The organism is Trichlorobacter lovleyi (assembly GCF_015239775.1).
In the GTDB taxonomy this organism is placed as follows: domain Bacteria; phylum Desulfobacterota; class Desulfuromonadia; order Geobacterales; family Pseudopelobacteraceae; genus Trichlorobacter; species Trichlorobacter lovleyi_B.
This window is the reverse complement of sequence record NZ_CP058410.1, coordinates 261,005-282,982: the sequence shown is the minus strand read 5'-3', so window position 1 is coordinate 282,982 and position 21,978 is coordinate 261,005. Positions and strand designations below refer to the sequence as shown.

The following is a 21,978-nucleotide window of genomic DNA, read 5'->3' as shown; positions in this document are numbered from 1 at the left end:
CTTAAACCCGTTTAGCCCATTATGACTCAGGTCATTTTGGATATGCTATTCGGGTTTTTTATTTTCCACGCTTACGCGAAAGGAGCAGTACATGAAAAGGATCGTATGGAAAAGTAAGATTACTGGATTTTGTGGCAACGGTCAGCCAATTGACAGCTCAGTTGCTGAAAAAATGGCTGCTGAGATGAACGAACAATATCCGGATATCGAACATTGGACTGAAGTAGTTTGATCCCCCTCATCCCCGCCAGCGACTCCGGTCGATGGGGTTTTTGTTCTAACCCCTTCTGGCAGGGTTAGATCGCTTCTTTCAACTCCGCAAGGAGGCATTGTTTTCACGCCTCCTTCGGGAGTATTGCGTGGATACGGTGCCTCCTTAGGGAAGTGAAAGCTTACCCAATCTCAGGATAATAAGGAGAATACCATGCAAGTCTCATACGCCAGCGACACCTACCACCTGTCTATCGCCAAGGCATCTTACGCAAAAACCAAGAAGGCTTATAAACCTTCTATGTTTGAATTTCTGCGTTGCCTTCCTCTGATTGGTTGTATTTTCGGCTAACAGAGGCCCCGCTTTCCAAATCACCGGTAAGTCAGACCAAGGATCCGTCCTTCTTCTGACCCCGGTGTTTTGGTTTGCGAGTTTTACACTATCTCTCCTCCTTTTGAACCACCAGGGCCTTGAGTCCTCAACCATGTTGTTGAGGGTTGAAGGCCCTGGTGGGGCATATCTTACATAGAGAAGAAAGAGGAGGAAGTCATGGTACGTGTAAAAATTAACGGTCGGCAGTTCAATCTTTCCTGGGATGACTTCATGAAGGCTCTCAATCGTGTTCCTTCGAGCGCAGTTGAGTTCATGGGCGAAGTTCCAGCAGTTTAGTTCTCTAACTAACTAGAAAGGTAAGGTGGATAGTATGCAAAGGCGTAAACTTATAACTGGTTGGCCAGGTTCTTATGTGTGGAACATTTTGCCGGCAGCCTCAGGGTTGTCGATGAAGCCTTTCGGGGTAGCTCCTACACTTGAAGCAGCTGATAAAGCTGCAACTGACTACCTTGATCGCGCTGAGCGTTGTGATCGTTTTCATCACTGCGGCCAGCAATTTGTTGCTCAAGGCGCATAATGCCAGCGTTACTATTTAAATCTTCGGCCAGGCTTCGAGCATTGGTTCGGAAAGAGAAAGGCGGGTGATCCATGAAAAGGATCCCCGCCTTTTTTTATTTCCCCTTATCCGGGCACTGTCAAAACTGTCAAAAGCCCTGATTAAGCAAATGCTCTTGAGTAGACCAAGTGGTACTTTCTCGGGCTCTTGCGGTCCGGTTTAATTTTTTCGTGTAGAATCTGGCTGTATTTCTTTTCAGCAGCATCAAGGGAACGCCGGAACCAGATCTCAATATTTAAGCCGCCAATATCGCTTCCGGAGTGTTTTTCAATCAGAAACCCCCCACGAATGGATATAAGAGCAAGCTCATACCAGGCATGCTGGACGGAATCACTTTCAAGCCTGCTTCTCATAATCATACGTTCATCACTGGTTGCACTGAACAGATCCATCTGAGATTCGCCCATGATGCACCTCCTTCAAAAGCCGCAGACTTACTTTCTGTAAGCCCTGGCAGTCCTGCCGCAAACCTTTTGCCCGTAATCGTAGATATCAGCTAGTGCCCTGAAATGGTCTCCTTGGTTTACAAACAGGGTAGGGCGGTAACCCATTTCTGCCGCGGCGAGCAGTTCATTGAATGATTGAAAGTTGGTGTGGCCGACAGTCAATCGCTCCGCGATTGCGGTAAGCCTGTCTGCTGCGGATTGCTTTACAGACGGATCCTTGCAGGCATCAGCTTCCTCTATAAGTAAAAACACCTCATGCGAAATATCGTATCCATTATTGCCACTCACAGAACACCTCCTGTTTACAGGTCAGCCAGATCGCCAACAAGGTTGTTAAGACGCTTTTTAATTTCTCCGCTCTCGACAAGAGACATGAAGCCTTTTTCAAGAAAAAACCCTAACACTTCTCCTTCTTTTGCATCCAGCGGTAGTTCATCCCTGAAAAGCGATGAAACACCAAGAATTTTGTTTATTACTTCTTTCTTGATTGAGACGCGCTTAGTTAGCATTTCTGGTGCAGAATCAAGATTGCTTGCTTCTTTTTTCTGTTTCATGGCTCTTCCCCCAAAATAATCCAATTTTCACAATTACTACCACAAAAATGTAAAAAGTCTAGTTTTCTTTAGAAAACACATTTTATTACGCAAAATACGGTAAAGAGGCTTAAAACGTTTAAAAGCCGAGATAACCATAATGGCCCGGAATAATGCTTATTTATTACTGTGCAGAATAATCCATCTGTATAGTAATATTGACCAAGACTAAGAATAGTGGTAAAAATTAAGAAAACACGAATTTTGGCCAAAAAAACGTAGACGGTTTTTCTTTTAAGGGGTAGCCTTGACATAGGCTAATAACAAAAAACGGCTTAAAACGCGAATTCTTGCGTCGGCCTCCTGAGGCCCCGTAAATACTGGCTTCGCGGGTATTGAGGTATTGTATGTGGTTTGTAGCAACATTGGGACTGACACAGATGGAAGAAGATGTGCCTATTGCCAAAAGATTCTTGTGCAAATTGAGCTTGAGCCCATGGAAAAGTTCTTATCTCGGCCAACATGTAACCGTAGGTGTTCTGCACTTCTAAGGGAGGAACGCAAGGGCAGCCGAAAGCGATCTGCGTCAGCAACAAACCGCAAATTCGGCAATCAATTTTTTGCTTATTGAAGACAATTAGTAATTATTGGAGGAGGAAAACATGAATAGATCAGATCTTGTTGCCAAACTTTCAGAAGCGGTGCCGCGCATGCCTTATCGCCGTGCTGAACAAGTTGTCAATACAATATTTGAATCAATGGAAGAGGCTATGACGTCAGGTGACCGTATTGAGATTAGGGGCTTTGGCAGTTTTGCTGTCAAAGACTATGATGGATATGCTGGTCGTAATCCTAAAACGGGTGTTCAGATTAATGTTGAGCCCAAAAAACTTCCTGTATTCAAAGCCGGAAAAGAAATGAAGGCCCGCTTGCTCAAAAACCCAACATAACGGCTATATAGATACTATTATTTAGCAAACGACTTTAACATAAACTGAAGGGACTAAATATTATGGTAGGATCTGCGTTATTCATTTGGTTTGTTGCTATGATTTTTTCAGTAGGCATGTTCGTGTTTTGGGTGATTGAGTTAATCGACTGCCTAAAGTCAGAATTTAAAGGACAAAACGACAAGATTATATGGATATTAGTGTTGTTGTTGGGTGGCCCGTTAGGGGCGATTATATACCGTTTTGTCGGGCGTGGTCAAAAGAGGGCTTGCGCATGAGAAACATTGCGGCAACATTTCTTTTTTTGGCGCTCATCGTCTCTTTATCCTCTTTTTCGTTTGCCCAAGACGCTTGCCCTCAATACTTTGCAGGCGGGCAGGCACCTGTTTTGGTCAATCCAAAGATGGCGAACAAGTATCGTGTGCTTTGCAACTCGGGGTTTGCCAACGGCCACTCGGGCTTAACCCGTGGGCCATTGTGGGGTGCCGAGTTACTGAATAAAAATGATCTGGACGAGGGGAGGGGAGTCGCCCGTCACGACAATTTCCGGCCTGACCCACGCCTGCCTTCAGACGAACGGTCTGAGCTCCGAGATTTTCAGCACTCTGGATTTGACCGGGGTCACTGTATAAATAATCGTGATATGATTCCTGAAAACAGGGATGGTACATTTCTCCTTTCTAATATGATGGTTCAGGATCATTCCAACAACACCGGTCTCTGGAGTGCTATTGAGTCAGCAACTCGCTACGAGGCCAAACGGCGTGGGCAACTATATGTCATTACGGGCCCTCTTTTCCGTGGGCAACTTCGGGCACTAAAGGGCAGAGTGATTATCCCTTCAGACATCTTCAAATGTCTATACGACCAACAAAGGCAGCAAGCCGGATGCTATGTCACACCCAATGCACCTGGTGATCAGTATAATGTGGCCAGTGTGGCCGAAGTTGAACAGGCGGCGGGGATCAACCTGTTTCCTGCAATGCCAGTGCAAGTGAAAGCGCAAGCCATAAAACTCTCAGCTCCCAAAATGAGGCATTAAAATGACAGCTGATGGAAACCACATTGATGCCGAGCAATCTGAGTCTGCTTGTGGCGATTCAAAGAAAATAGAAACAGAATCTGAAAAACTTCAATACATTCTTTACAGTCTTAGACTTACTCAAGTGAGCTTTGCCCAACACCTTGGTATTTCGCAGACCTATGTTAGCGCGTTACTCCGGGGTAGTCGGCAGCTAAGCAAAAAACTAACAAAAAAAATGTTCATTGTTTTGCAGATCAATCCGGATTGGTGGAATAGCAACACCGGTGATCCGTTTCTTTATGATGTGCCTGACGTACCTGCAATAAGAAAACTGATACATGCGCCTATTGAGCCGAGGGTTCGACTTACAAATGAATTGACAAAAATATTTATAGAAGAAACCGATAACTGCTCATTCGAAGAAGAGATTGCTGCCTTTACGCTGGTGGCCAAATATCTCCGGACACTTAAAACTAGAGGCATATTGAAGGTTGCTTATGAAGAAAATTTTGATGAACTAATGTACAAAAACACAAGAGAGGACACTAAATGACTCCATATACAAACGAATCTGAAGTAATCCAGATCAACGGCCTCTCAATCGAAAATAGACTTGATCGAGTCTCATTTTACGGCTCAATCGACCTGACTAAAGACAGTATCGGCCTTGACCATGCCCGCAAGATAAAAGGGATTATTGATGCTGTCCTTACGACACTGGAAAAAGAAGATAAGAATGGTGCTTTACCAGGTGAAATCGAAACAGAGCCGACGATTGCCGTAGAAAATCCTTTTGTGGAGCCCTGTTAAGGTAGTAATAAGGCAATATAACATGGCAAGCAAACTAGCAGTAGCGACATACAATCCCCAATCAGCAGAAGTTATCCCGGCTTTGCGAGAGGATTTTCTTCAAAATGCGGCCGACTGGTTTGGTAAAGATGTAGCCAATGGCGATGCGTGTGCAGACACCATTAAAACCTATCTTTATAAACTACGTCTCTATTTTAACTGGTGCTCAGGCCGCGGTCTTTCTCCATTTGACGCTACCAGGGATGACATTAAATCATATCGACAGGTCCTGATATATGGCGGGACAATGCCAGACGGGACGCAGCTGGAAAAGCAGCAAAGATCAACAATACAATCAAAATTGGCGATCATCCGGGCCTTCTACGCCAGTGCTCTTTCACGAGGCCTGGTCAAAGAAAATCCAGCAGCAAAAATACTGGCACCACGTAATCGGTCTGCACAAAAGTCCATTAAGCATTACTCTCCTACAGAGGTAGACCAATTAAAATCCGTTTTGCCTCAAGGAACAACTGCCCAAGAACTCAGGGATTTTTCAATTTTTATGTTGTGCATGGTAGAAGGGGTGAGGCGCGTGTCAGTATCTAAGGCAAATGTCGAGGATATAGAACAGGCCGTTGATGGCCCGCGTATTCTTGTCCACGGCAAAGGCAAGGATTACCACATTTACCCGTCAGCAGAAACCATGCAAGTGATCAATCAGTACCTGGACGTAAGCGGACTCTCATCAAAAAAGGGGACTACTGAAACGCCACTTTTTATGTCTTTTCACAAAGGGGGGCAGGATAGATCGGCCAGGATCTCACGTAATGGTGTGAGTGATGTTGTGAACCGCTATCTCATGAAGGCAGGTATCAAAACGCAAGGCCGGTCAGTTCACGCTCTTCGGCATACATGCGGCTTTTATGTGTATCAACTCACCAAGGACGTGAAAATGGTTCAGCAGGTTCTTGGTCATTCAACTTTGGCAACCGCAGCGATTTACAGTCATACAGAAGATATGGCTGCAACAAGAATAACAGGCCGGATAGCGGCATTCAAAAACCTCATGGGTGCTTAAGATTTGGCAAAAGGAGATTTTACTTCTATGGACACGGCACAATACTCAACTACTGCAACGAGCGTAGCGTCCCTGTCAAGCTTCTACCGGCAGGTCTATGGCAAGATGACTTTTGGTCTTTTCCTTACAGCTTTTGCCGCATGGTTTACCGCAAGCTCGCCAGCTCTTCAGCAGTTGGTGTTTGGTAGCAAGATGACTTTCTATGTTCTCATCTTCGCAGAAATTGGCTTGGTGATTTGGCTGAGTGCCGCCCTGCGCTCTCTCACTGGCACACAAGCGATGATCCTATTCACTTTATACTCCGCACTGAATGGGGTGACTCTTTCAGTTATCCTTCTGGCCTACACAGGGCCATCAATATTCATGACGTTCGTGGTGACGGCTAGCATGTTCGGGACAATGAGTCTTTATGGCTTGTTAACAAAGAAAGATCTGTCCTCTTGGGGGAGTTTCTTTTTTATGGGTCTCATAGGTGTGCTGATAGCATCTGTTGTAAATATCTTCCTAAAAAGCCCAGCGGTTTATTGGGTCAGTACACTTATTGGTGTCATGGTGTTCACCGGACTTGCAGCCTACGACAATTTCAAGTTGAAGTTAATGGCTACCGCTGCCGGCGAAGACGAAAGGGCTATTTCTGCCGCATCAACTGCTGGAGCTCTTCAGCTCTATCTGGACTTTATCAATCTGTTTCTAATGCTGCTGCGCATCCTTGGTGTGGGGAACAAAAAATGAAACCCTTTTTTGCTTACACTTTGTTGTTCTTGGCTTCTTTATTCGCCTGCCATACTCCGAGCGAGGCGTCAGAGGCCTCCGCAACTACGCTTTACTGTAATATTGACTCAAAAGGAGGGGTGTTCCATTATGACACCCGTGGGGCACTATATGAAGGGTTTGGTAAAAATTTTGGTACGAATTGCTTCACGCATGCCCTGGAAGAGGTTAAGTTCAATTGCGCAAGCTATCCAGCCGACTTTGTAGTGCGTGAGTCAAAGATTGCAGAAGTAACGGTCGGCTTTTTACGCGATAACCAAAAATTCGACCCAAAAACAATTGTTTTTTGCCAAATAAATTCTGAGATGGCTGATTTGTGGAAGCGCACGTACAACAATGAGCTTCCTACCACGTTACGAAAACTTGAGGACGGCTCATATTCATCCTCGACTCGTCATGGGCAGGTATTTATTTTCGTACACCAAACTGGCGGACTCAAATAAATAATGGAAAGCTATAGCCCCCCAATACTTGTAGTAGTGTCTGACGACTTAGTCCGGACGGAACTCGCCGCCTGGATCCAAAGTGGATATGCAGGCGCGGTGTACTCTGAGCCAACCGGGCAAGCAGCTCTCCACTCGCTGACTCATTTGTACGACGTAGGAATTGTGGCGGCTGAAGAATCGGCCTTAATGCCGAATGGTAGCCATGTATTGAGTGCCATTCAGCAAATATATCCTGATTTCAGGAGGGTGTTACTGCTATATGATGGCTCTAAACACGAGCAAGCGCTTGCGCTACTAAACGGTAGAGAAATTCACGACGTTGTTTTTGAACCAAAGTCTCGGGCTGACGTGTTAAAAATGTTGGACAGACAAGCCCCGATCCGTCGTGAGCTTGAAAACAGACGAATTGAAATTATAAATGCGGCCTCCCAGCTTAATATGGTTGCTCTGTCACCGTCTCAGCTTAACATGATGTTGGATATGCACCTCAAAAACTCTACGTCCCCAGGTGTACCTCGAAACATTCAAAAACTGACAAGACATATCCGCACTCTTTGGGATACAGAACGTCGTCGCCTTGCGGCAGACATCCATGATGAACTTGGCCAGCGACTTACCGCAATACAATTAGGGATATCATCTCTAATGTATCAACCCATACCGACTGACTGTATTAAAGAGTTGTATCTGGTTCAGGAACAAATTAGCGAAATGCACAAATCTGTCCGCAATATTTTAAACGGATTACGTTCAGAAAGCCTTGAAACGCTTGGTCTTATACCTGCTCTGAGACAACTAGCTACTAACGTCGCCAAATTGTCACAGATAAAATGCAATTTCATCTGCAATGTTGATGAAATTAGTATTAAAGACCAAGATGTTCTGGATAGCATCTACCGCATTGTTCAAGAGTCCCTTACAAATGCCATAAAACATTCGTGCGCAGAGAATGTCAAAGTTGAACTTTCATGCCCGCTTGATGGGCATTATATGCAGGTTACTGTTGCTGACGACGGAGTGGGGGCCAACCTAGAAAACATCGACTTTACTCCTGGGTACGGAATACTTGGGATGAGGGAACGCGCAGAGTCTTTTGGCGGGAAGTTTGACATCACCTCAACTCAGGGGTATGGGACAACGGTTATTCTTATTTGTCCGCTGTCTATTTAAAAGGAGATTACCTGCAATGCAAAAACTGCCCATGTTGGATGGCAACAATGCCAAGATTAACACCGTCTCGCCAAGAATTCTTTTTGTGGATGATCACTCCATCGTCCGTCACGGGGTTTCAGTCCTTTTGAATGGGGCATTTGGGAACCACATACAAAAATCCGAAGCAGGGTCAGGACTTGAGGCAATTGAAATCCTCAAACAGAAGCAATTCGACTTACTTATTGTTGATATATCAATGCCGGGTATGAATGGGCTTGAGTTGCTGGCAGAAATAAAGAGTAAAAAACTTTCTGACGCACCAGTCATTATCTATTCAATGTACACGGAGGAACAATTTGCAGTGCAGGCATTCTCTCTTGGAGCCGCGGGGTATGTGGCAAAACATGCTGCATCAAAGGAACTTGTAGGCGCTGTCAAAAAAGTTTTGAATGGCGGCAGATATGTAAGCGAAACTCTTTCTCAACTCCTTCTGGACCATTTGACTGGAATTCCGGCGCAACCAAGACAGCTGGTCCAACAACCTTCATCTCCACAGTCAACCCAGCCACTCCCTGCAGCGGCAAATAAACCAGAACCCCAAGCATCTGCCATTCATAAGCTTTCAAAAAAAGAGATTGAGGTGCTACTCCTTTTTACTCAAGGCCTTACACCAAAAGAGATAGGGGAAAAACTTGGGCGAAGCGAAAAAACCGTAAGTGCCCATAAACTATCAGCCGTCAACAAGCTCGGTGTTGACGATTTTTCAGATGTTTTGAGCATTGTGAAACAAGCTAAACGCGATGGACTTATTTAAGCTATAGGATTTTTTCAGTTTATGGGGCCAAAACAGGCCTAAAAATGAAATTTTCTGCGTCTTTATTACTGCACATAATAAACAAAATGTGAAGTAATGCTTGACGACTAACAGCTTAATATGATAAATAATAAATACAGTTGTTTGTATACAACTGGGGGCTGAAATAAGTAGATTGTGCTTGTTGATGAAGTCGAGAAAGGGTTTCCGATATGTTTAGTGGCTTGCCGAGAAAAACGGTATGCGAAGAAACAGGTTCTGTACTTAGCCAGGACAACGGGTTCCAGAGAGAGATAAGCGTACCTGTTTACGCGGTGCCCGGTCTTTTAGAAGCAGTAAAGCTGGCATACCGCAAACATCATTTGGATGATGATATGGTAGGTTGGAGTGAACTTAGTGATAAGCTGTGCAATGCCCTTTGCAATGCAATGGGTGACGCAGGGTTTCAGATATGGCTTGAGATACAAGGCAAATCGCCTGGTGGTGCAGAAGTATCGTCGATAGCTCCTGTCGGATCCCAATACCGGCTGTTGACTGCTGGTGATATTATCGAATCCAGCGATGAATTCCTCTCCGACGATTGCGAAACATGGGTTTCTGCCCATGATCAGGTTATGGCTGGCAGGAATATAAAATATGACGCCAGTCGTGATGTGCCAATGCGTAGGAAATGTCACGATTCAGGCAATCAGCAGACAATGCCTGGTGACGGGGACTCGGCCTCTTGTGATTCTGGGATGCTCAATCTGGAGCCAGAATATACTGCCGGGATATGCAAGGTGGGTGGCGTTGATTCTTACGTTGTTGGGAAACTCGGCACCACGGAGATTCTGGCGATTACCGGCCAGGTTGGCGATAGTGAATACGGTGAAAAGTCAAAATCTGATGCTATCCGTATTGCGGCGATCTGGAATGCCTGCAGAGGGACAAGCATCGAGAGCATTTTGAAACATGGACTGGCGACCCCCTCGCAGACTCCAGCAAACGGAGCAGGTGATGCTGGCGCAGAGGCGGGAGAGCTTTGCTGCCCAGACCCTACCCCGCTTTTGTCGGTTTTGGCCGGGAGGGAGCCTACTGCTGAAGATCAGCTTAATCTTCTCCGTGTGGCTACTGCAGCTGCTGTGTGTGGTCTCTATGAGAACTATAAAGAAGATGTCCTTGCAAGATTCACAATAGAGGAGCTGCAGGCTGTTGTTGATATGACCGCTGCTTTTAGGGACTTTACCGTTGAGCATATTTACCATGTTGCATTGTTCGGGAGATAACAATGATCAAGCATGCATCCATTTGGCGGGTGCATAGCACATTGGTTATCCTTTTGGGGTGCCAACGCGGAAAGAGGAGATCATGAGCGATACAAACCAAAAATCACCGATAAAATCAGGCTGGCGGGGGAACATTAATGGAGCCCTGGAAAATACTGACGGTTCGGGCGTTGAGGTGTCCGAAATTACATTAAAACTCGACCGAGTAACAGCGTGGGCATTATGCAACCATCTGACGGACAGGGCTATTAAGGATGCAAATTCCGTCGAAGGTGCGCAGATTGAAGCCTTATCAACATTAGGTGCCGCGCTGGGTCGGCTGATAGATCACCACTCCGCCAACAATGGTGGCCGTGATTTGGTGAAATGACAACGGTTTGAATTGAGTCTAAATAGGCTTGGATGGTTGGTTATGGTCTATATATGGCCCAAGACCCTAAGTAGTGCTGTTGTCGTGCCTTCTGCGCATGCAGGTTGGATTATTTTCTCTAACCTTTATCATCAGATGCATATAGAGAAAAAAATACGGGGAACCCATGGAATACCGTAAATCAGACTGGCGAACAAGGTCCTGCCTGACTGCTGGTCAAAAGGGCACCCTCAAGGAGTCTCACGAGTACGGCGACGCCCTGGTCGCGGTCCGGTACCGGTATGACGCAAGCTCCGGGCGGCGGATCAAGACGGTGGAGATTGTTGTGGAGGAGAAAGCTGTCCCGCCAAAGATAGAAGGGGTCGGATTGCGCCCCAAGCGGTACCCATGCCGGGATTTTACGCCGCACTATAAGTCTATCCAGACCTGCTCAAACTGCGGCTGGCCACGGCAGGACCATAGAGGAGAGAAGGGGAAACCATGAAAAGCTTGAGTAAACTAGAGGCTGCTATTGCCGGTGGATGGGTTGTTGGCATGACTATTTTGGTTGGCTGGTTTTTAATTGACGGCTATCAGACTATAGCACCACTGATGTTAATGCCAACGCTTCCGCTGTCGATTGCCAAATTGTCTCTTTGGCCATTGTGGGCAAAAGGTACATTTATTGTTTTGGCTATATATGGCTTTGCGGGAACGATTTTGGGATTACTGCTTTCTAGTTGTAAAACGTCATGACTGGATTGCGGCTGGCCACGACAGGACCATAAGAATCAGGTAAAAATAGAAAAACTGGAGGTTTCCCCATGACATTTAAAGGATGGTTGTTTTCTTTTTTGGTCACATTGGTTGCAACGCCGCTGATTAACGGCTTTGTTATGAGCGTTCTATGGAAGTGGTTTCTTGTTCCGAAGTTTGGTTTCCCGGTTATTAACTGGGCAATGACTGCCGGGATTTCGCTGATTTTCCAATTTGTCAAAGGGGTTAATATTTCAGGAGACAATGCTCCAAAGACTGACGCTGAAGGCTTTATCTTGGTATTTTTGAGGCTGATCGTCGCGCCACTACTAGGTCTGTTGATTGGGTATGTTTTGAAAAGCTATGCAGTTTAATGGGGGGACGATGAAACACGTCATTTGGGTTGTTTATATGATTTTTTGCCTTCTGATTTTCGGGCTGCCGTTGTTCCTCCGTACAGCGCATATCGAAAAAGTCGCCGGTTTTCCGGAGGCCTGTCCTGCAGGTTACTCGTTTGACATAACTCGCAGCGCATGTGTCCCTTTGGACCCGCCTTCAAGCACGGCGCCAAACGGTGCCGCATTGTGCGATGATGGCCGGATACTGTTGGGCAGGTCTGAGTGCGGGGCCAGCACTCTCCGCTGGCTCAGTTGTCCGGCAGGCACCAAGATCCATATTGAAGAAAAGTCATTGCCAACGGTCTCAGATGCTCTGGTGATCCCTCCGATCGGCAAGTACGGCAAGCGGTATGTCTGGTGCGAGATAAAATATGAAACTGAGCAAGTATACAGCGGAGGCAAATCCCATGCAAACTAACCTCTCTGGTAAGCTCCGGTTTTTATAGGCATAATGTGGATCTATTTTGGTGGTGGCGTAGGGTATGCCGCATTGGCTACGCCGAGGTTTGGTGTCATGGCGTGGCTCCTTTCAGCCATTATGACTGCAGGCGGTGCATTTTTGTGCTGGATAACGAGAAAAGGACGGTAGATGAAATGAATATGACAATGGGCCGTTGGATGGCTGCGGGCGTGATCGGTTGTACTGCATTATTGGCACCAGTGTTTTTAGGTGCGGCTTATGGGCTGTGGGCTAAGACTGACCCGCGGATAGGCAGCGCCATTATCTTCATCGGCATATCCTGGACCTGTTTTTGTGGATGGAAGGCGGGTAAAGCCCATCTTAAAAATGTAGAGGAAACTGTCAATGAATAACGATTACCCGGCCACAATCTATCCACCAGCCAATCAGCGTAGTTACAACAACGGTGCGAGATATGACTACAAACCTCAACCAGGAGATATGGTGAGGGTGCTTGCAGTGCTGAAGGATGATTTGTATGCGTGCGATGAGAGGATTAAGCAGGGATGGGTTATCCAAATAGAGAATTCCCCTGCTGTACAAACTGCTACATCTGCAAGGGCTGACTTCTACAGATTCACATTTGCAATTCCAGAGAATGAGAGCACAGGCAATATTGCTAAATTCTTCTGTGTCGAACCAGTATAGTTTATTGAGGGGAAACCTATGAATAGCAACCGCAATCAACGCTTTTTAACAATCTGCCGGCAACTTTTTAGCAGCTGCATGGTGATGGGAATGGCCATCGGCGTCTTGACCCATGCTGGGCGGATATTTCCTTTTTTAAACACAGTGAGGACTTTGTGAACGAGACTAACCACATTCCAATCACGTCGGCATTCAGAACGGTCGAAGATAACAACCGGGTTGCAACGCAGTCGTCACCAAGCCTGCACTTTCCTTCCCTTGGCATGCGCCGGAAACGGACATATTGGAATGCCGCCAAGCCAGTGCAACCAACGATAATCTCCCGGTCGGACTCGGACACTGTTCAACAGGATTGGTACTTCTCTTGTAGCGATAGCAGTATCTTCCTGTCCGGGTACCGGCGCTACGAGCGGGACGCTGGCGGCAACTGGTTCATCGCGGCCCGCTGGTACCCGGATGCGCATGCCTTGGACAATCTGATCCCGATCGAGGAAGTGCCATTCCCGGACGATGTGGTGAAGGAAGCTATCGAGAAGGGATATGGACAAGCCATGCCGGAAGGGTTTGAGGTGTTCAGGCGGGGGCAACATGTGTTGGTGATGGTGTCTCCTGAGAGACACATATACCAAGAAGTCTTGCAGGAAGGGGAAGATACGGCTACCGGAGGCCGTCACTTCAAGGAAGCGTGGTTTCCTAGAGGGAAGCTCCCGACGTTTATTCTGGGGAATAAAGCAGATTGACTTTTTACTCTGATGGGGGACTCCTTGTGAAAACTGTAATTATGACCGTGCTCCTTTGTGTAGTAATTTTGACCAGTGTGACTGGCTATGCTCAACCTGCGAAGGAAAATGAATATGGCATTTTTGGTGTGACAATTAAAAAGACAGACAAAATACTAACCAAAAAGGTTGTCCGTGCTGCCAGTGACGCTGCAGAAGCGTTTGGTATCCAAAAACGGCATACCATCTCCGTTGTGCCTGGGGATCATCTTGTCTCAATATTCAACCCTAAGCTACTTACCGAGACTGAGCGCAAGGAGTATGTCAAAAACCGGGACATGGTTTGCCGCGACCAAGGGGGCAAATATATTGCCTGCCCATCACGTGTCCAACCGTCATACATTTTGGTAAAAGGGGTTTTCGACAATGGGTGTATAGCCACCCCTACATGGTCACTGCCTACGTGGTCTGATCCCGCCAGAAAACATCCGGTTAAGCCGAAGCCTGATGGGGTTACAAACATGCACTGCTCTAAATCAGAAGAAGAGTTCCAACGAATATTGCACGTTGTTGTCGGCCTTGATTGAATGATAACCGCCGCACGCTACCTTGAGCTCCACGCCGCTGTTGCCGAAGGCTTTGCCCACGAAATTGAGTGGTCCGAGACCCGCCAGCCGGTGTCAGATCCGCTCCCCTTCTGGTCTGAATACGGCTGGGTGGTGATGAACTCTGGTATGAAGAATCAGATCGCCCGGAAGATATGGGAGAAGGTTCGGCCTCAAGTTCTGGCCGGCGGCAGTGCCCATGATGTGTTTGGGCACAAAGGCAAGGCGTCGGCTATCGACCAGGTATATCGCGATCGTGAGCAGCTGCTGCAGGAGTACCTGCAGGTACCGGACAGCGAGAAGATTGCTTGGTTAAGAACGCTCCCCTGGATAGGGAAGATTACCTGCTGGCACCTGGCCAAGAACTACGGTTTCGATTGCGCCAAGCCCGATCGGCACCTTGTCCGGATTGCCGGCGCTGAAGGTGTCCACGAGATGTGTGCCCGGCTGGCCCGGGAGACCGGGTACCGGATTGCTACTGTGGATTATGTGCTCTGGCGGGCGGCGAATTTGGGAATGATTTGAGATGAATGACAACACCACCGCACTTCCAGTGCCAGTACCTCCAACAACAGATTTCAGCCACGCAATCGAAACTTGGCTTGAGCTGGAGATTGCCAACGGCGATGCTCGCCCTGATACCATCTACAACTACCGCCTCTGGATTGAACAGTGGTTGACATGGTGCCGAGTGGCCGGCGTAAATCCTGCTCACGCTACCCGTCAGCATGTCGAGCTGTACCGGCGTGAGATGGTGGAGGCAAAAGCCAAAGCTGGTACGATCACCAATAAGCTGACCGCTGTTCGGCAGTTTTACCAGTCTGCAGTGAACCGTGGGCTGCTGGAGATTAACCCTGCTGCAGGGGTAAAGCCGCCTGTCGATCGGAAGGTGAAAGAGAAGAAGAAAAACCTCACGCAGAAGGAAGCGCAAAGGCTGCTCTCTGTCCTCCCCTCTTCTCTTAAAGACTCGCCCCATTGGCTCAGGGATCGGTCAATTATTGCGTTAGGGCTACTGGAGGGACTGCGCCGAGTGGAAATCTCTCTGGCCAACGTCGAGGATATTGAGACCTATGAGGTAGAAGGTGAAGAAGAAGGCGACGAATCGGTCATCATGTCACGAATCCTTGTGCATGGTAAGCGCCATGAGCGCTATTGCTATCCCCGGCAGGACACAGTGGATCTGCTAATGAAGTATATTGCGGCACGAGGGCCAATCAAGCAGGAAGAGATAGTGGTTGATGGCGAGCCTGTCATGGTCACCCCTCTTTTCTGTGGTCAAAGCAAGAAAGGCTTGGAAAGTGGCCGGATCACCCGGAGGGGCCTTAATTGGGTCGTGGATGGATATCTGAAGAAAGCAGGGCTGAAGTCCAAGGATATCTCCTGCCATGCGTTACGGCATTCCTGCGGGTACCTGACGTACAAGGAGACCAAGGACATCAGGGCAGTGCAGGATGTGCTGGGCCATGCCAATATCAATACATCGGCGAACTATGCGGCGAGCGATCATAAAGAGAAGCGGTATACTGAGAGGATTAAACTGAAGGCGGAGGAATAATCCATGCAAGACAGGAAGCATCATACAGCGGTAACCGGGCGAACAAGCGATTGTGGCGTGCGGATTAGTAAAGGCGTCGGCCAGAGGTTGAAAGAAATCAGAGAGGCTGTAGGCGAGGATGGGTGGTTTGGCAAAGGGCGGTTTGCCAAAAAACTTGGCATCAGCCGAAAGGTAATCTCCCAAGTAGAGGGTCTTGATCTGGCGCCAACAGAGCACCTGCTTGGGCAACTGGAATACTTCGGGTTTAGGCGGGAGTGGGTATTAAGTGGTTCCGGTGAAATGTGCCAAGACATTAAAACTGCCAAAATGATTGATGCAAGCTCAAATAATCCCGCTCTTTTGGACCAAGTGATACTGGCAGTAGACGAGTACCTTGCCGAATGGCGCGAGCAGCTTATGCCTATCGAGCAAAAGAGAGAGTTGATCCTCGCTCTATATTTTGTCGCTACTGAAAAAAGTTCCGATATTGATAGCGACAATAAGGTGCCTATTCTCAGTATCGGCCGAATCAGTAGCTTGTTTTGCAAACAGACTTCGCAGGCTGCCGACCACCTAAGAGGTTTGCGCGTAGCTGCTGGGGGCCGTGTATGGAAACGTCTTGACGAACACCGGGAGTTAGCGGAACTTATTACTTGTAAAGCCCCGGATCTGCTTAACGAACATCCGTGGATTGCACAGTGGTTCCGTAATCAAGACATTTTCCTGATGGCAGCCGCTGAGTTGAGTCACGTCCCAGGGCAAGATGATGCCGATAGAGACCGAGGCGTAAGAAAGCCCCCTGCCTGGATGAACCCAAGCGTTCTCGATCAGTATTGGCTGACCACCGGTGTCCAGCTTTGCACTAAATGTCATCCAGCCTATGGTTGCGGACATGATCATGGCTGGTTGGTGCATGACACCGGCACATGCTCTGTCTGCGGAGAGACTGGTGAGGTGGTTAACTGTCGGCTGGCAAACTTGGCGCAGAAACTTGGTATCCCAGATGAAGACGTATGGCGGCATCTGCCACGGCTGATCAGAAAAAAGAACCTTTCTGAGGTGGAAGAAAAATACATGGCGTTTGCGAGTTTGAGAGAACAGGACGGGGACATTGCCTCTCCCTGACCTCGCCCTCTACGCCGCCCTTGCCTACATCTATCAATGGTCCTCCCGGGCCGGGTCGTTCTGGATGATCATGGCCCGGCTGCCGGCGACGCTGGTTCACGAGCTGAGCCACCTGATCACCGCTCTGCTCCTCTCTGGGAGGCCAACCGGTTTTTCTCTCTGGCCAAAGCGTAATGGTGACGCTTGGCAGCTCGGCTCTGTCTCCTGTTCCAACGCAACATGGTACAACACCTTTCCAGTGGCGATGTCCCCTATCCTGCTCAACCTCCCTCTCGCCTGGTGGCTGCATGGCCAGTCCGGTATCTGGTTTAAGGTTGCGGCGTTTGCCTTTCTCGCCGGCTCGATCCCCTCTTGGCAGGATCTGAAGGTTGCTCTTTCGAGTCTGGTTGGTGCTGCGGCATGGTTGGCTGTGATTATTGGCGCAGTGAGTCACCGCGAAGCAGTCCAGCTGGCAGCCTATAATATTTTGAATCTTCTCCGCTGATTTATCCTTGCAATTCGCGGAACAATACTCCATTATTACATACATGATTCAGCGTATCCTTACACCGCAGCTCGACAGAGCTCTTGAATATTCCCCTGCAGTTGCCTTGCTTGGCCCACGTCAGGTTGGTAAGACCACCTTGGCGCTTGAGGTTGGCAAGAAGCACGATGCAATCTACCTGGATCTGGAGTCGGAACAGGATCGGGCTAAGCTCAGTCAACCAGAGCTGTACCTTGCCGACCACCAGGATAAACTCGTGATCTTGGACGAGATCCATCGTGCCCCCGGCCTATTTCCCGTGTTGCGTGGGCTGATCGATCAAGGGCGCCGTGCGGGGCGCAAAGCCGGGCAATACCTGTTGCTGGGATCAGCGTCGCTTGATCTGTTGAAGCAATCCGGCGAAACGCTGGCTGGTCGGATTACCTACCTTGAATTAACACCATTTCGGGTGCTTGAAGTTAGTCCTCAGTCTCTGGAACAGCTCTGGATACGCGGCGGCTACCCGGAAAGCCTGCTGGCCGTAGATGATGCCCGCAGTCTTCGTTGGCGGCAGGATTTCATCAGGACCTATCTGGAGCGGGACATACCTCAGTTTGGGCCACGTATAGCAGCTGAGACGCTGCGCCGCTTCTGGGGGATGTTGGCACACCATCAGGGCGGCCTGCTCAATACCGCCCAGTTTGCTCGCAACCTGGGGGTTGACGCAAAAACAGCCGCCAGTTATCTGGATCTGCTTGTTGATCTGCTGCTGGTTCGGCGTTTGCAGCCGTGGCATGCAAATTTGGGCAAGCGTCTGATCAAGGCCCCCAAGGTGTATGTCCGGGATAGTGGGCTTGTTCATGCACTCTTAATGATCCCTGACAAGGAAACCCTGTTGGCACATCCTGTCATCGGTCAGAGTTGGGAGTGCTTCGTGATCGAGAACTTGCTGGCCGCTGCATCAGAGCAGGTAACCGGGTATTTCTATCGCACCAGCGGCGGTGCGGAGATTGATTTGCTACTGGTCTGGCCCAATGGTGCCAAGTGGGCTATTGAGATCAAGCGCAGTCTCTCTCCAAAAGTCGGGCGAGGGTTCCACTCTGCCTGCGAGGACCTGCAGCCGGAACGAAAATTTGTGGTGTATGCTGGTAGTGAGCGATATCGGCTGAACGGTGAGGTAGAAGCAATATCGTTATTGGATCTATCAACACTACTACGAGAAGGCTGTTGCTGAAAGGAATTGTCATGAGAAAATTGCTATCAAAGAACGGCTACGAGGTTTGGGCTCAACGCGATGGGACTGCAGGTGTCATCGAGCTTTTCACCGATCCAGAGGGCGTTGGATATGTTGGGTGTGCGGATAACGATCAAGAGGCTCTAGCTGTTGCTGAAAGCTGGATCGCTGAACAGGTGGCACTATGAATCCAATAACCCCAGAAGAATACGCCAAGGCTGTTGCTCACTGCGTCGAGATTGCCCAACAGGGTACCGGCGGCGGCAGGGTGATGGCGCAGGTTCTGCTGTCTGCCTACAACGGCGATCACTTTCAGCTCGATATCACCGATCTCTGTTCACTCGATAGTTCCAACTACCCTTTCGCTGTAACGGTGATCAGGGGGCGCTATGAAGTCCGACGCGAACCGCAGGAGGTGATCCCCAACGGCAGTGAGATATTCAGGGAACTGTGGGGTCAGTGGAAGCGGCTGGAGCTGGTTGAGCGGGCGAAAAGGTCCTGCCCTGATTGCGACGGGGGGCGGATCTATAAGGACGATAATGATGAGGTCGGAGTTGAGTGCTCCAGGTGCGGGGGCGCGGGACGAATCTGCGCGTGTGGGAGGCAGTAGTGGAATCGTATTATTCGATATCCCTGAAGGTTACTCAACTTGCCCCAGAGAAGATGTTCCGCCAGATCGAGAAGGGGGAACTCTTTCTGAGTCCCCACGGCCTGCTTGCAGGCTTCAACAAGATGGCCTGCCTGGATAGCCGGGAGTTGGCGAAGAAGTTCCTTGATGCGTACATGCCTAAGCTACGGAAACGGTACGGTGCTGATGTCGTGGTCAGTGTGGACGTGTGGAAACAAAAGAAGTTATCAAGGCACGAGATAGCCAGGATTAAGAGGGATAGCGATCTGGCCAGAAAAAGGCTGGAGACCGGAATACTGGCAGCAAACCAGAGTCCGGTCTCTACGGTGAACAGCGAGGGATAAATATGCCAACTAAGAAAGCAGTCATACTATTTTCCTGTGTTTTTTTCCTGATTTTTACAATTGGCTTTTATCTCGACAAAAAAGATGAGGAAGCTCAAAAGTCAGAGGAAATGGGTGCGACGGTACCTATTACTTCGCAGGACAGGATACTTCCGGATAGGAATGGCAATCCAGTGAACGTAGTTTTGCCAAATGGGACTGTAATGAAGATTTACTTGAAAGACGGTAAACTTTTCAGACACCCGCTCTAAAGAGATTTTGCCACCAACGACTTATGATTAGAACCAAGGAAATTGATGCCGGTTACCTGGAGAATACATACAGCGATCACCAAAGACCGGGCCGGCGAAGTTTGCGCCTTTCTGTCTGGACTGGGGGATAAAGTACAATTGGTTGCTGGCCATACAGACTTCAACTCGTTGCCCTACCCTCCGGGCGAAGATGAAATAACTGGCGTTGCCCTCACGACAATCCAGGACGCCACTTTTGTCCTAATGACAGTAGACAAGGAGTTTGCCAAGCTTTGGCAGTTCCCTCGCCTGCTATATTTCAGCCGGGAGCGCTACAAGGTGTCGTATTGGATGCCGATGATCGAGGAAAAGGTGCCGGTCCTGAACAGAGGATGTCTGTTTGTCCCGGCCGGGGCCATAAAGTTCATCAAGGCGACGTTGCCGGGCTTGGATCTGGAATCCAAGAAGGCTGGATTGTTTGTTCGCCCGGACTCAGGCCTCAAGCTCTTTACCGGCTTCGTGCTCAACATAACCCCGACCGATAGCTGGGAGGAGATCTACCGGGCTATCTATCAGGAAGCCCACCCTTCAGACAGGACAATGGTCTGTATCTCATTGGCCAGAGGCCTTGAGCCGGTCGAATGGCGCTTCTGGATCGTCAACCGTAAGGTTGTGGCCAGCTCGCCGTATTCATGGGATGACTCTATGCCTTGGTCGGCACCACCAGAAGGTGCGGTCACGGTGGCAGAGGCGATGGCCGCCAACCCTTGGCAGCCGGATCTGGCCTTTGTGGTGGACGTTGTGCAGACGAAGGATGATCAGAAGTTTTGGGTTAACGAGATCAACGCTGCTTCAACTTCAGGCATATACAACGTGCCGCTTGAAAATCTTCTGCCTGCTTTGCGGGACATAGCAATTCAAGAGGCCACTGGTGAGGTCGAGTTCTCTGAGGCCTGCCGACTTTCGCCGGATGAGTGGTTGTACTGAGTGGCGAATAAACTCAACGTGGTTTGGTGAGGAGATTATATGACCGACAAAGGTTATTCAGGTTCTGTTTTTCATTTTACCCTTACTGAGGTGGCGAAGCATAACGCTGCCATCCGGAAGTTATGGGTGGACTGGAAAAGCAAAAGATCTAATGGGATTTAAACGCTTGAGTAATCTTCCTGTAAATCGCCAAAAGATTAAAGACGATCTTCTGTCTGGGGCCATAACGGCCAAGCAGGCCGGTGAAGCTCTATCGAATCTGCCTCCTATCTGGCAGTCGGCCAAGTGGAAGAAGAAGCGCGATGAGATTATTGGAAATGTCTGCGCTAAATGCGGGATGTCCGAAGGTGTCATGGTTGCGCAGCACCATTGGCATCCCAGGAAGATCCGAGACATCATGTATTGCTTGGCGCAAGACGCAGGTGTCCTGCTAGAGTTTTTTATTGAGGAAGAACGACGATGTGCAGGGTTTGAGGCTGAAGCTGACATTTTGAGGGAATGTTGTCCTAAGTGCAAATCCGTAAGTGTGACTTACCGCAAAAAGGCCCAGACGTGGATATGCCATGGCTCGACAGGGAGTGTGATGTCACGTCGAGGTTTGCGTGTTTGTGGTCATGTCTTTGAAAAACCGGAAGAGATAATGGCCCCGAGCAAACAAGCCAAACGGGTCCACGCGGAGCAAAAACGGCAGGTTTACGACAAAGCGAAGGCAAGGTGGTGGGCTGAGGTTGAAGTCCGATTTGCTCGCCAGGCCGTTTTGATTAGTCTTGATGAAAGCGAGCGGTATTTGAGTCTGGTTGATGTGAAGACTTATTGCAAAAAATGTGCGTTCAAAGAAGACAAGTTTGGGTGGCAGGAGGAGTTGCGGGAGATGATTACCTCCGATCCAGAGGTTGCTAAACTGCTCGCTATTAAGGAGATGTACTTCCAGACCTTGAAGCAAATAGGCAACGAGAGTCACAGCTGATTATTGCGGCACTTTCGATTTGTCTATGATTGTTTTTGCTCTATTGTTTTTTCTTTTGCTGGTTTCTTGCAGTGGCTGAGGACAAAAAATTGTTCACGGCATG

The 21,978-nt window shown here is 48.6% G+C and carries 35 protein-coding genes; 31 read left to right on the top strand and 4 right to left on the bottom strand.

The window, feature by feature from the left end:
- Positions 1-91: 91 nt before the first annotated feature.
- Both FY034_RS18955 and FY034_RS18950 read left to right on the top strand, forming a co-directional pair.
- Positions 92-232 (top strand): hypothetical protein, encoded by a 141-nt coding sequence (locus FY034_RS18955; RefSeq protein ID WP_265555486.1) that lies wholly within the window; start codon positions 92-94, stop codon positions 230-232.
- 192 nt (positions 233-424) lie between these two features.
- Positions 425-562 (top strand): hypothetical protein, encoded by a 138-nt coding sequence (locus FY034_RS18950; RefSeq protein ID WP_265555484.1) that lies wholly within the window; start codon positions 425-427, stop codon positions 560-562.
- Positions 563-1,014: 452 nt separating this feature from the next.
- On the opposite strand, the gene FY034_RS18945 is transcribed toward FY034_RS18950, so the two are convergent.
- From FY034_RS18945 to FY034_RS18930, 4 genes are all read right to left on the bottom strand, one after another.
- Positions 1,015-1,194: a hypothetical protein gene (locus FY034_RS18945; protein WP_265555482.1), complete on the bottom strand. Its 180-nt coding sequence runs from the start codon at positions 1,192-1,194 to the stop codon at positions 1,015-1,017.
- Between the two features lie 67 nt (positions 1,195-1,261).
- On the bottom strand, positions 1,262-1,567 hold the full coding sequence (locus tag FY034_RS18940) for a hypothetical protein (protein ID WP_265555481.1): 306 nt from the start codon (positions 1,565-1,567) through the stop codon (positions 1,262-1,264).
- 27 nt (positions 1,568-1,594) lie between these two features.
- Positions 1,595-1,894 carry a hypothetical protein gene (locus tag FY034_RS18935; RefSeq protein WP_265555480.1) on the bottom strand — a complete coding sequence of 100 codons (300 nt, stop codon included), beginning with the start codon at positions 1,892-1,894 and terminating at the stop codon, positions 1,595-1,597.
- 14 nt (positions 1,895-1,908) lie between these two features.
- The gene (locus tag FY034_RS18930) at positions 1,909-2,160 is read right to left on the bottom strand and encodes a hypothetical protein (protein ID WP_265555478.1); all 252 of its coding nucleotides are present in this window, start codon (positions 2,158-2,160) and stop codon (positions 1,909-1,911) included.
- Positions 2,161-2,801: 641 nt separating this feature from the next.
- Here FY034_RS18930 and FY034_RS18925 point away from each other — a divergent pair.
- From FY034_RS18925 to FY034_RS18790, 29 genes are all read left to right on the top strand, one after another.
- A complete protein-coding gene (locus FY034_RS18925) occupies positions 2,802-3,089 on the top strand; it encodes an HU family DNA-binding protein (RefSeq protein WP_265555476.1) in 288 nt (95 codons plus the stop codon).
- Between the two features lie 62 nt (positions 3,090-3,151).
- Positions 3,152-3,367 carry a PLDc N-terminal domain-containing protein gene (locus tag FY034_RS19100; RefSeq protein ID WP_416222793.1) on the top strand — a complete coding sequence of 72 codons (216 nt, stop codon included), beginning with the start codon at positions 3,152-3,154 and terminating at the stop codon, positions 3,365-3,367.
- A complete protein-coding gene (locus FY034_RS18920) occupies positions 3,364-4,131 on the top strand; it encodes a DNA/RNA non-specific endonuclease (protein WP_265555474.1) in 768 nt (255 codons plus the stop codon). Before FY034_RS19100 ends, FY034_RS18920 begins: the two co-directional genes overlap by 4 nt.
- Before the next feature lies 1 nt (position 4,132).
- Complete coding sequence (locus tag FY034_RS18915; protein WP_265555472.1) at positions 4,133-4,666, top strand: helix-turn-helix domain-containing protein; 534 nt, start codon at positions 4,133-4,135, stop codon at positions 4,664-4,666.
- Complete coding sequence (locus tag FY034_RS18910) at positions 4,663-4,923, top strand: hypothetical protein (RefSeq protein ID WP_265555470.1); 261 nt, start codon at positions 4,663-4,665, stop codon at positions 4,921-4,923. The genes FY034_RS18915 and FY034_RS18910 overlap by 4 nt, the downstream gene beginning before the upstream one ends.
- 22 nt (positions 4,924-4,945) lie before the next feature.
- Positions 4,946-5,980, top strand: a complete 1,035-nt coding sequence (locus FY034_RS18905; protein WP_265555467.1) for a tyrosine-type recombinase/integrase — start codon at positions 4,946-4,948, stop codon at positions 5,978-5,980.
- A 27-nt stretch (positions 5,981-6,007) separates the two neighbouring features.
- A complete protein-coding gene (locus tag FY034_RS18900; protein ID WP_265555466.1) occupies positions 6,008-6,712 on the top strand; it encodes a Bax inhibitor-1/YccA family protein in 705 nt (234 codons plus the stop codon).
- Complete coding sequence (locus FY034_RS18895; RefSeq protein WP_265555465.1) at positions 6,709-7,194, top strand: hypothetical protein; 486 nt, start codon at positions 6,709-6,711, stop codon at positions 7,192-7,194. Before FY034_RS18900 ends, FY034_RS18895 begins: the two co-directional genes overlap by 4 nt.
- Before the next feature lie 3 nt (positions 7,195-7,197).
- Entirely contained in the window at positions 7,198-8,367 is a 1,170-nt protein-coding gene (locus tag FY034_RS18890) for an ATP-binding protein (protein WP_265555463.1), read from the top strand.
- Between the two features lie 16 nt (positions 8,368-8,383).
- On the top strand, positions 8,384-9,163 hold the full coding sequence (locus FY034_RS18885) for a response regulator transcription factor (protein WP_265555461.1): 780 nt from the start codon (positions 8,384-8,386) through the stop codon (positions 9,161-9,163).
- A gap of 212 nt (positions 9,164-9,375) precedes the next feature.
- Positions 9,376-10,428 (top strand): hypothetical protein, encoded by a 1,053-nt coding sequence (locus tag FY034_RS18880; RefSeq protein WP_265555459.1) that lies wholly within the window; start codon positions 9,376-9,378, stop codon positions 10,426-10,428.
- A gap of 82 nt (positions 10,429-10,510) precedes the next feature.
- Positions 10,511-10,798 carry a hypothetical protein gene (locus FY034_RS18875; RefSeq protein ID WP_265555457.1) on the top strand — a complete coding sequence of 96 codons (288 nt, stop codon included), beginning with the start codon at positions 10,511-10,513 and terminating at the stop codon, positions 10,796-10,798.
- A gap of 166 nt (positions 10,799-10,964) precedes the next feature.
- Positions 10,965-11,282, top strand: coding sequence for a hypothetical protein (locus tag FY034_RS18870; protein ID WP_265555455.1), 318 nt, complete (start codon positions 10,965-10,967; stop codon positions 11,280-11,282).
- Positions 11,279-11,533: a hypothetical protein gene (locus tag FY034_RS18865; RefSeq protein ID WP_265555454.1), complete on the top strand. Its 255-nt coding sequence runs from the start codon at positions 11,279-11,281 to the stop codon at positions 11,531-11,533. Before FY034_RS18870 ends, FY034_RS18865 begins: the two co-directional genes overlap by 4 nt.
- A 68-nt stretch (positions 11,534-11,601) precedes the next feature.
- Positions 11,602-11,907 (top strand): hypothetical protein, encoded by a 306-nt coding sequence (locus FY034_RS18860; protein ID WP_265555451.1) that lies wholly within the window; start codon positions 11,602-11,604, stop codon positions 11,905-11,907.
- 585 nt (positions 11,908-12,492) lie between these two features.
- The gene (locus FY034_RS18855) at positions 12,493-12,744 is read left to right on the top strand and encodes a hypothetical protein (RefSeq protein WP_265555449.1); all 252 of its coding nucleotides are present in this window, start codon (positions 12,493-12,495) and stop codon (positions 12,742-12,744) included.
- Complete coding sequence (locus tag FY034_RS18850) at positions 12,737-13,039, top strand: hypothetical protein (protein WP_265555447.1); 303 nt, start codon at positions 12,737-12,739, stop codon at positions 13,037-13,039. Before FY034_RS18855 ends, FY034_RS18850 begins: the two co-directional genes overlap by 8 nt.
- Positions 13,040-13,194: 155 nt before the next feature.
- On the top strand, positions 13,195-13,779 hold the full coding sequence (locus FY034_RS18845; RefSeq protein WP_265555446.1) for a hypothetical protein: 585 nt from the start codon (positions 13,195-13,197) through the stop codon (positions 13,777-13,779).
- 26 nt (positions 13,780-13,805) lie between these two features.
- On the top strand, positions 13,806-14,345 hold the full coding sequence (locus FY034_RS18840) for a hypothetical protein (RefSeq protein WP_265555443.1): 540 nt from the start codon (positions 13,806-13,808) through the stop codon (positions 14,343-14,345).
- Positions 14,346-14,888 carry a hypothetical protein gene (locus FY034_RS18835; protein ID WP_265555441.1) on the top strand — a complete coding sequence of 181 codons (543 nt, stop codon included), beginning with the start codon at positions 14,346-14,348 and terminating at the stop codon, positions 14,886-14,888.
- Position 14,889: 1 nt separating this feature from the next.
- Positions 14,890-15,918, top strand: a complete 1,029-nt coding sequence (locus FY034_RS18830; RefSeq protein ID WP_265555440.1) for a tyrosine-type recombinase/integrase — start codon at positions 14,890-14,892, stop codon at positions 15,916-15,918.
- 3 nt (positions 15,919-15,921) lie between these two features.
- The gene (locus FY034_RS18825) at positions 15,922-17,022 is read left to right on the top strand and encodes a helix-turn-helix domain-containing protein (RefSeq protein WP_265555437.1); all 1,101 of its coding nucleotides are present in this window, start codon (positions 15,922-15,924) and stop codon (positions 17,020-17,022) included.
- On the top strand, positions 17,009-17,506 hold the full coding sequence (locus FY034_RS18820; protein ID WP_265555435.1) for a M50 family metallopeptidase: 498 nt from the start codon (positions 17,009-17,011) through the stop codon (positions 17,504-17,506). Before FY034_RS18825 ends, FY034_RS18820 begins: the two co-directional genes overlap by 14 nt.
- A gap of 43 nt (positions 17,507-17,549) precedes the next feature.
- Entirely contained in the window at positions 17,550-18,719 is a 1,170-nt protein-coding gene (locus tag FY034_RS18815) for an ATP-binding protein (protein ID WP_265555434.1), read from the top strand.
- An 11-nt stretch (positions 18,720-18,730) separates the two neighbouring features.
- Complete coding sequence (locus FY034_RS18810; protein WP_265555433.1) at positions 18,731-18,907, top strand: hypothetical protein; 177 nt, start codon at positions 18,731-18,733, stop codon at positions 18,905-18,907.
- Positions 18,904-19,329 (top strand): hypothetical protein, encoded by a 426-nt coding sequence (locus tag FY034_RS18805; protein ID WP_265555431.1) that lies wholly within the window; start codon positions 18,904-18,906, stop codon positions 19,327-19,329. The genes FY034_RS18810 and FY034_RS18805 overlap by 4 nt, the downstream gene beginning before the upstream one ends.
- Positions 19,329-19,691 (top strand): hypothetical protein, encoded by a 363-nt coding sequence (locus tag FY034_RS18800; protein ID WP_265555430.1) that lies wholly within the window; start codon positions 19,329-19,331, stop codon positions 19,689-19,691. Before FY034_RS18805 ends, FY034_RS18800 begins: the two co-directional genes overlap by 1 nt.
- A gap of 296 nt (positions 19,692-19,987) precedes the next feature.
- Positions 19,988-20,908 (top strand): ATP-grasp domain-containing protein, encoded by a 921-nt coding sequence (locus tag FY034_RS18795; protein WP_265555428.1) that lies wholly within the window; start codon positions 19,988-19,990, stop codon positions 20,906-20,908.
- Positions 20,909-21,059: 151 nt separating this feature from the next.
- On the top strand, positions 21,060-21,875 hold the full coding sequence (locus FY034_RS18790; protein WP_265555427.1) for a hypothetical protein: 816 nt from the start codon (positions 21,060-21,062) through the stop codon (positions 21,873-21,875).
- The last annotated feature ends 103 nt before the right edge of the window (positions 21,876-21,978 follow it).

Excerpts from the sequence above, each read along its gene's own strand:
- FY034_RS18805 (WP_265555431.1), top strand. The coding sequence starts at position 18,904 with ATGAATCCAATAACCCCAGAAGAATACGCCAAGGCTGTTGCTCACTGC.
- FY034_RS18890 (WP_265555463.1), top strand. The coding sequence starts at position 7,198 with ATGGAAAGCTATAGCCCCCCAATACTTGTAGTAGTGTCTGACGACTTA.
- FY034_RS18795 (WP_265555428.1), top strand. The coding sequence starts at position 19,988 with ATGCCGGTTACCTGGAGAATACATACAGCGATCACCAAAGACCGGGCC.
- FY034_RS18905 (WP_265555467.1), top strand. The coding sequence starts at position 4,946 with ATGGCAAGCAAACTAGCAGTAGCGACATACAATCCCCAATCAGCAGAA.
- FY034_RS18870 (WP_265555455.1), top strand. The coding sequence starts at position 10,965 with ATGGAATACCGTAAATCAGACTGGCGAACAAGGTCCTGCCTGACTGCT.
- FY034_RS18910 (WP_265555470.1), top strand. The coding sequence starts at position 4,663 with ATGACTCCATATACAAACGAATCTGAAGTAATCCAGATCAACGGCCTC.
- FY034_RS18940 (WP_265555481.1), bottom strand. The coding sequence starts at position 1,567 with ATGGGCGAATCTCAGATGGATCTGTTCAGTGCAACCAGTGATGAACGT.
- FY034_RS18880 (WP_265555459.1), top strand. The coding sequence starts at position 9,376 with ATGTTTAGTGGCTTGCCGAGAAAAACGGTATGCGAAGAAACAGGTTCT.
- FY034_RS18945 (WP_265555482.1), bottom strand. The coding sequence starts at position 1,194 with ATGGATCACCCGCCTTTCTCTTTCCGAACCAATGCTCGAAGCCTGGCC.
- FY034_RS19100 (WP_416222793.1), top strand. The coding sequence starts at position 3,152 with ATGGTAGGATCTGCGTTATTCATTTGGTTTGTTGCTATGATTTTTTCA.
- FY034_RS18915 (WP_265555472.1), top strand. The coding sequence starts at position 4,133 with ATGACAGCTGATGGAAACCACATTGATGCCGAGCAATCTGAGTCTGCT.
- FY034_RS18865 (WP_265555454.1), top strand. The coding sequence starts at position 11,279 with ATGAAAAGCTTGAGTAAACTAGAGGCTGCTATTGCCGGTGGATGGGTT.
- FY034_RS18860 (WP_265555451.1), top strand. The coding sequence starts at position 11,602 with ATGACATTTAAAGGATGGTTGTTTTCTTTTTTGGTCACATTGGTTGCA.
- FY034_RS18825 (WP_265555437.1), top strand. The coding sequence starts at position 15,922 with ATGCAAGACAGGAAGCATCATACAGCGGTAACCGGGCGAACAAGCGAT.
- FY034_RS18875 (WP_265555457.1), top strand. The coding sequence starts at position 10,511 with ATGAGCGATACAAACCAAAAATCACCGATAAAATCAGGCTGGCGGGGG.
- FY034_RS18930 (WP_265555478.1), bottom strand. The coding sequence starts at position 2,160 with ATGAAACAGAAAAAAGAAGCAAGCAATCTTGATTCTGCACCAGAAATG.
- FY034_RS18925 (WP_265555476.1), top strand. The coding sequence starts at position 2,802 with ATGAATAGATCAGATCTTGTTGCCAAACTTTCAGAAGCGGTGCCGCGC.
- FY034_RS18790 (WP_265555427.1), top strand. The coding sequence starts at position 21,060 with ATGGGATTTAAACGCTTGAGTAATCTTCCTGTAAATCGCCAAAAGATT.
- FY034_RS18895 (WP_265555465.1), top strand. The coding sequence starts at position 6,709 with ATGAAACCCTTTTTTGCTTACACTTTGTTGTTCTTGGCTTCTTTATTC.
- FY034_RS18830 (WP_265555440.1), top strand. The coding sequence starts at position 14,890 with ATGAATGACAACACCACCGCACTTCCAGTGCCAGTACCTCCAACAACA.
- FY034_RS18950 (WP_265555484.1), top strand. The coding sequence starts at position 425 with ATGCAAGTCTCATACGCCAGCGACACCTACCACCTGTCTATCGCCAAG.
- FY034_RS18900 (WP_265555466.1), top strand. The coding sequence starts at position 6,008 with ATGGACACGGCACAATACTCAACTACTGCAACGAGCGTAGCGTCCCTG.
- FY034_RS18850 (WP_265555447.1), top strand. The coding sequence starts at position 12,737 with ATGAATAACGATTACCCGGCCACAATCTATCCACCAGCCAATCAGCGT.
- FY034_RS18835 (WP_265555441.1), top strand. The coding sequence starts at position 14,346 with ATGATAACCGCCGCACGCTACCTTGAGCTCCACGCCGCTGTTGCCGAA.
- FY034_RS18810 (WP_265555433.1), top strand. The coding sequence starts at position 18,731 with ATGAGAAAATTGCTATCAAAGAACGGCTACGAGGTTTGGGCTCAACGC.
- FY034_RS18955 (WP_265555486.1), top strand. The coding sequence starts at position 92 with ATGAAAAGGATCGTATGGAAAAGTAAGATTACTGGATTTTGTGGCAAC.
- FY034_RS18885 (WP_265555461.1), top strand. The coding sequence starts at position 8,384 with ATGCAAAAACTGCCCATGTTGGATGGCAACAATGCCAAGATTAACACC.
- FY034_RS18920 (WP_265555474.1), top strand. The coding sequence starts at position 3,364 with ATGAGAAACATTGCGGCAACATTTCTTTTTTTGGCGCTCATCGTCTCT.
- FY034_RS18815 (WP_265555434.1), top strand. The coding sequence starts at position 17,550 with ATGATTCAGCGTATCCTTACACCGCAGCTCGACAGAGCTCTTGAATAT.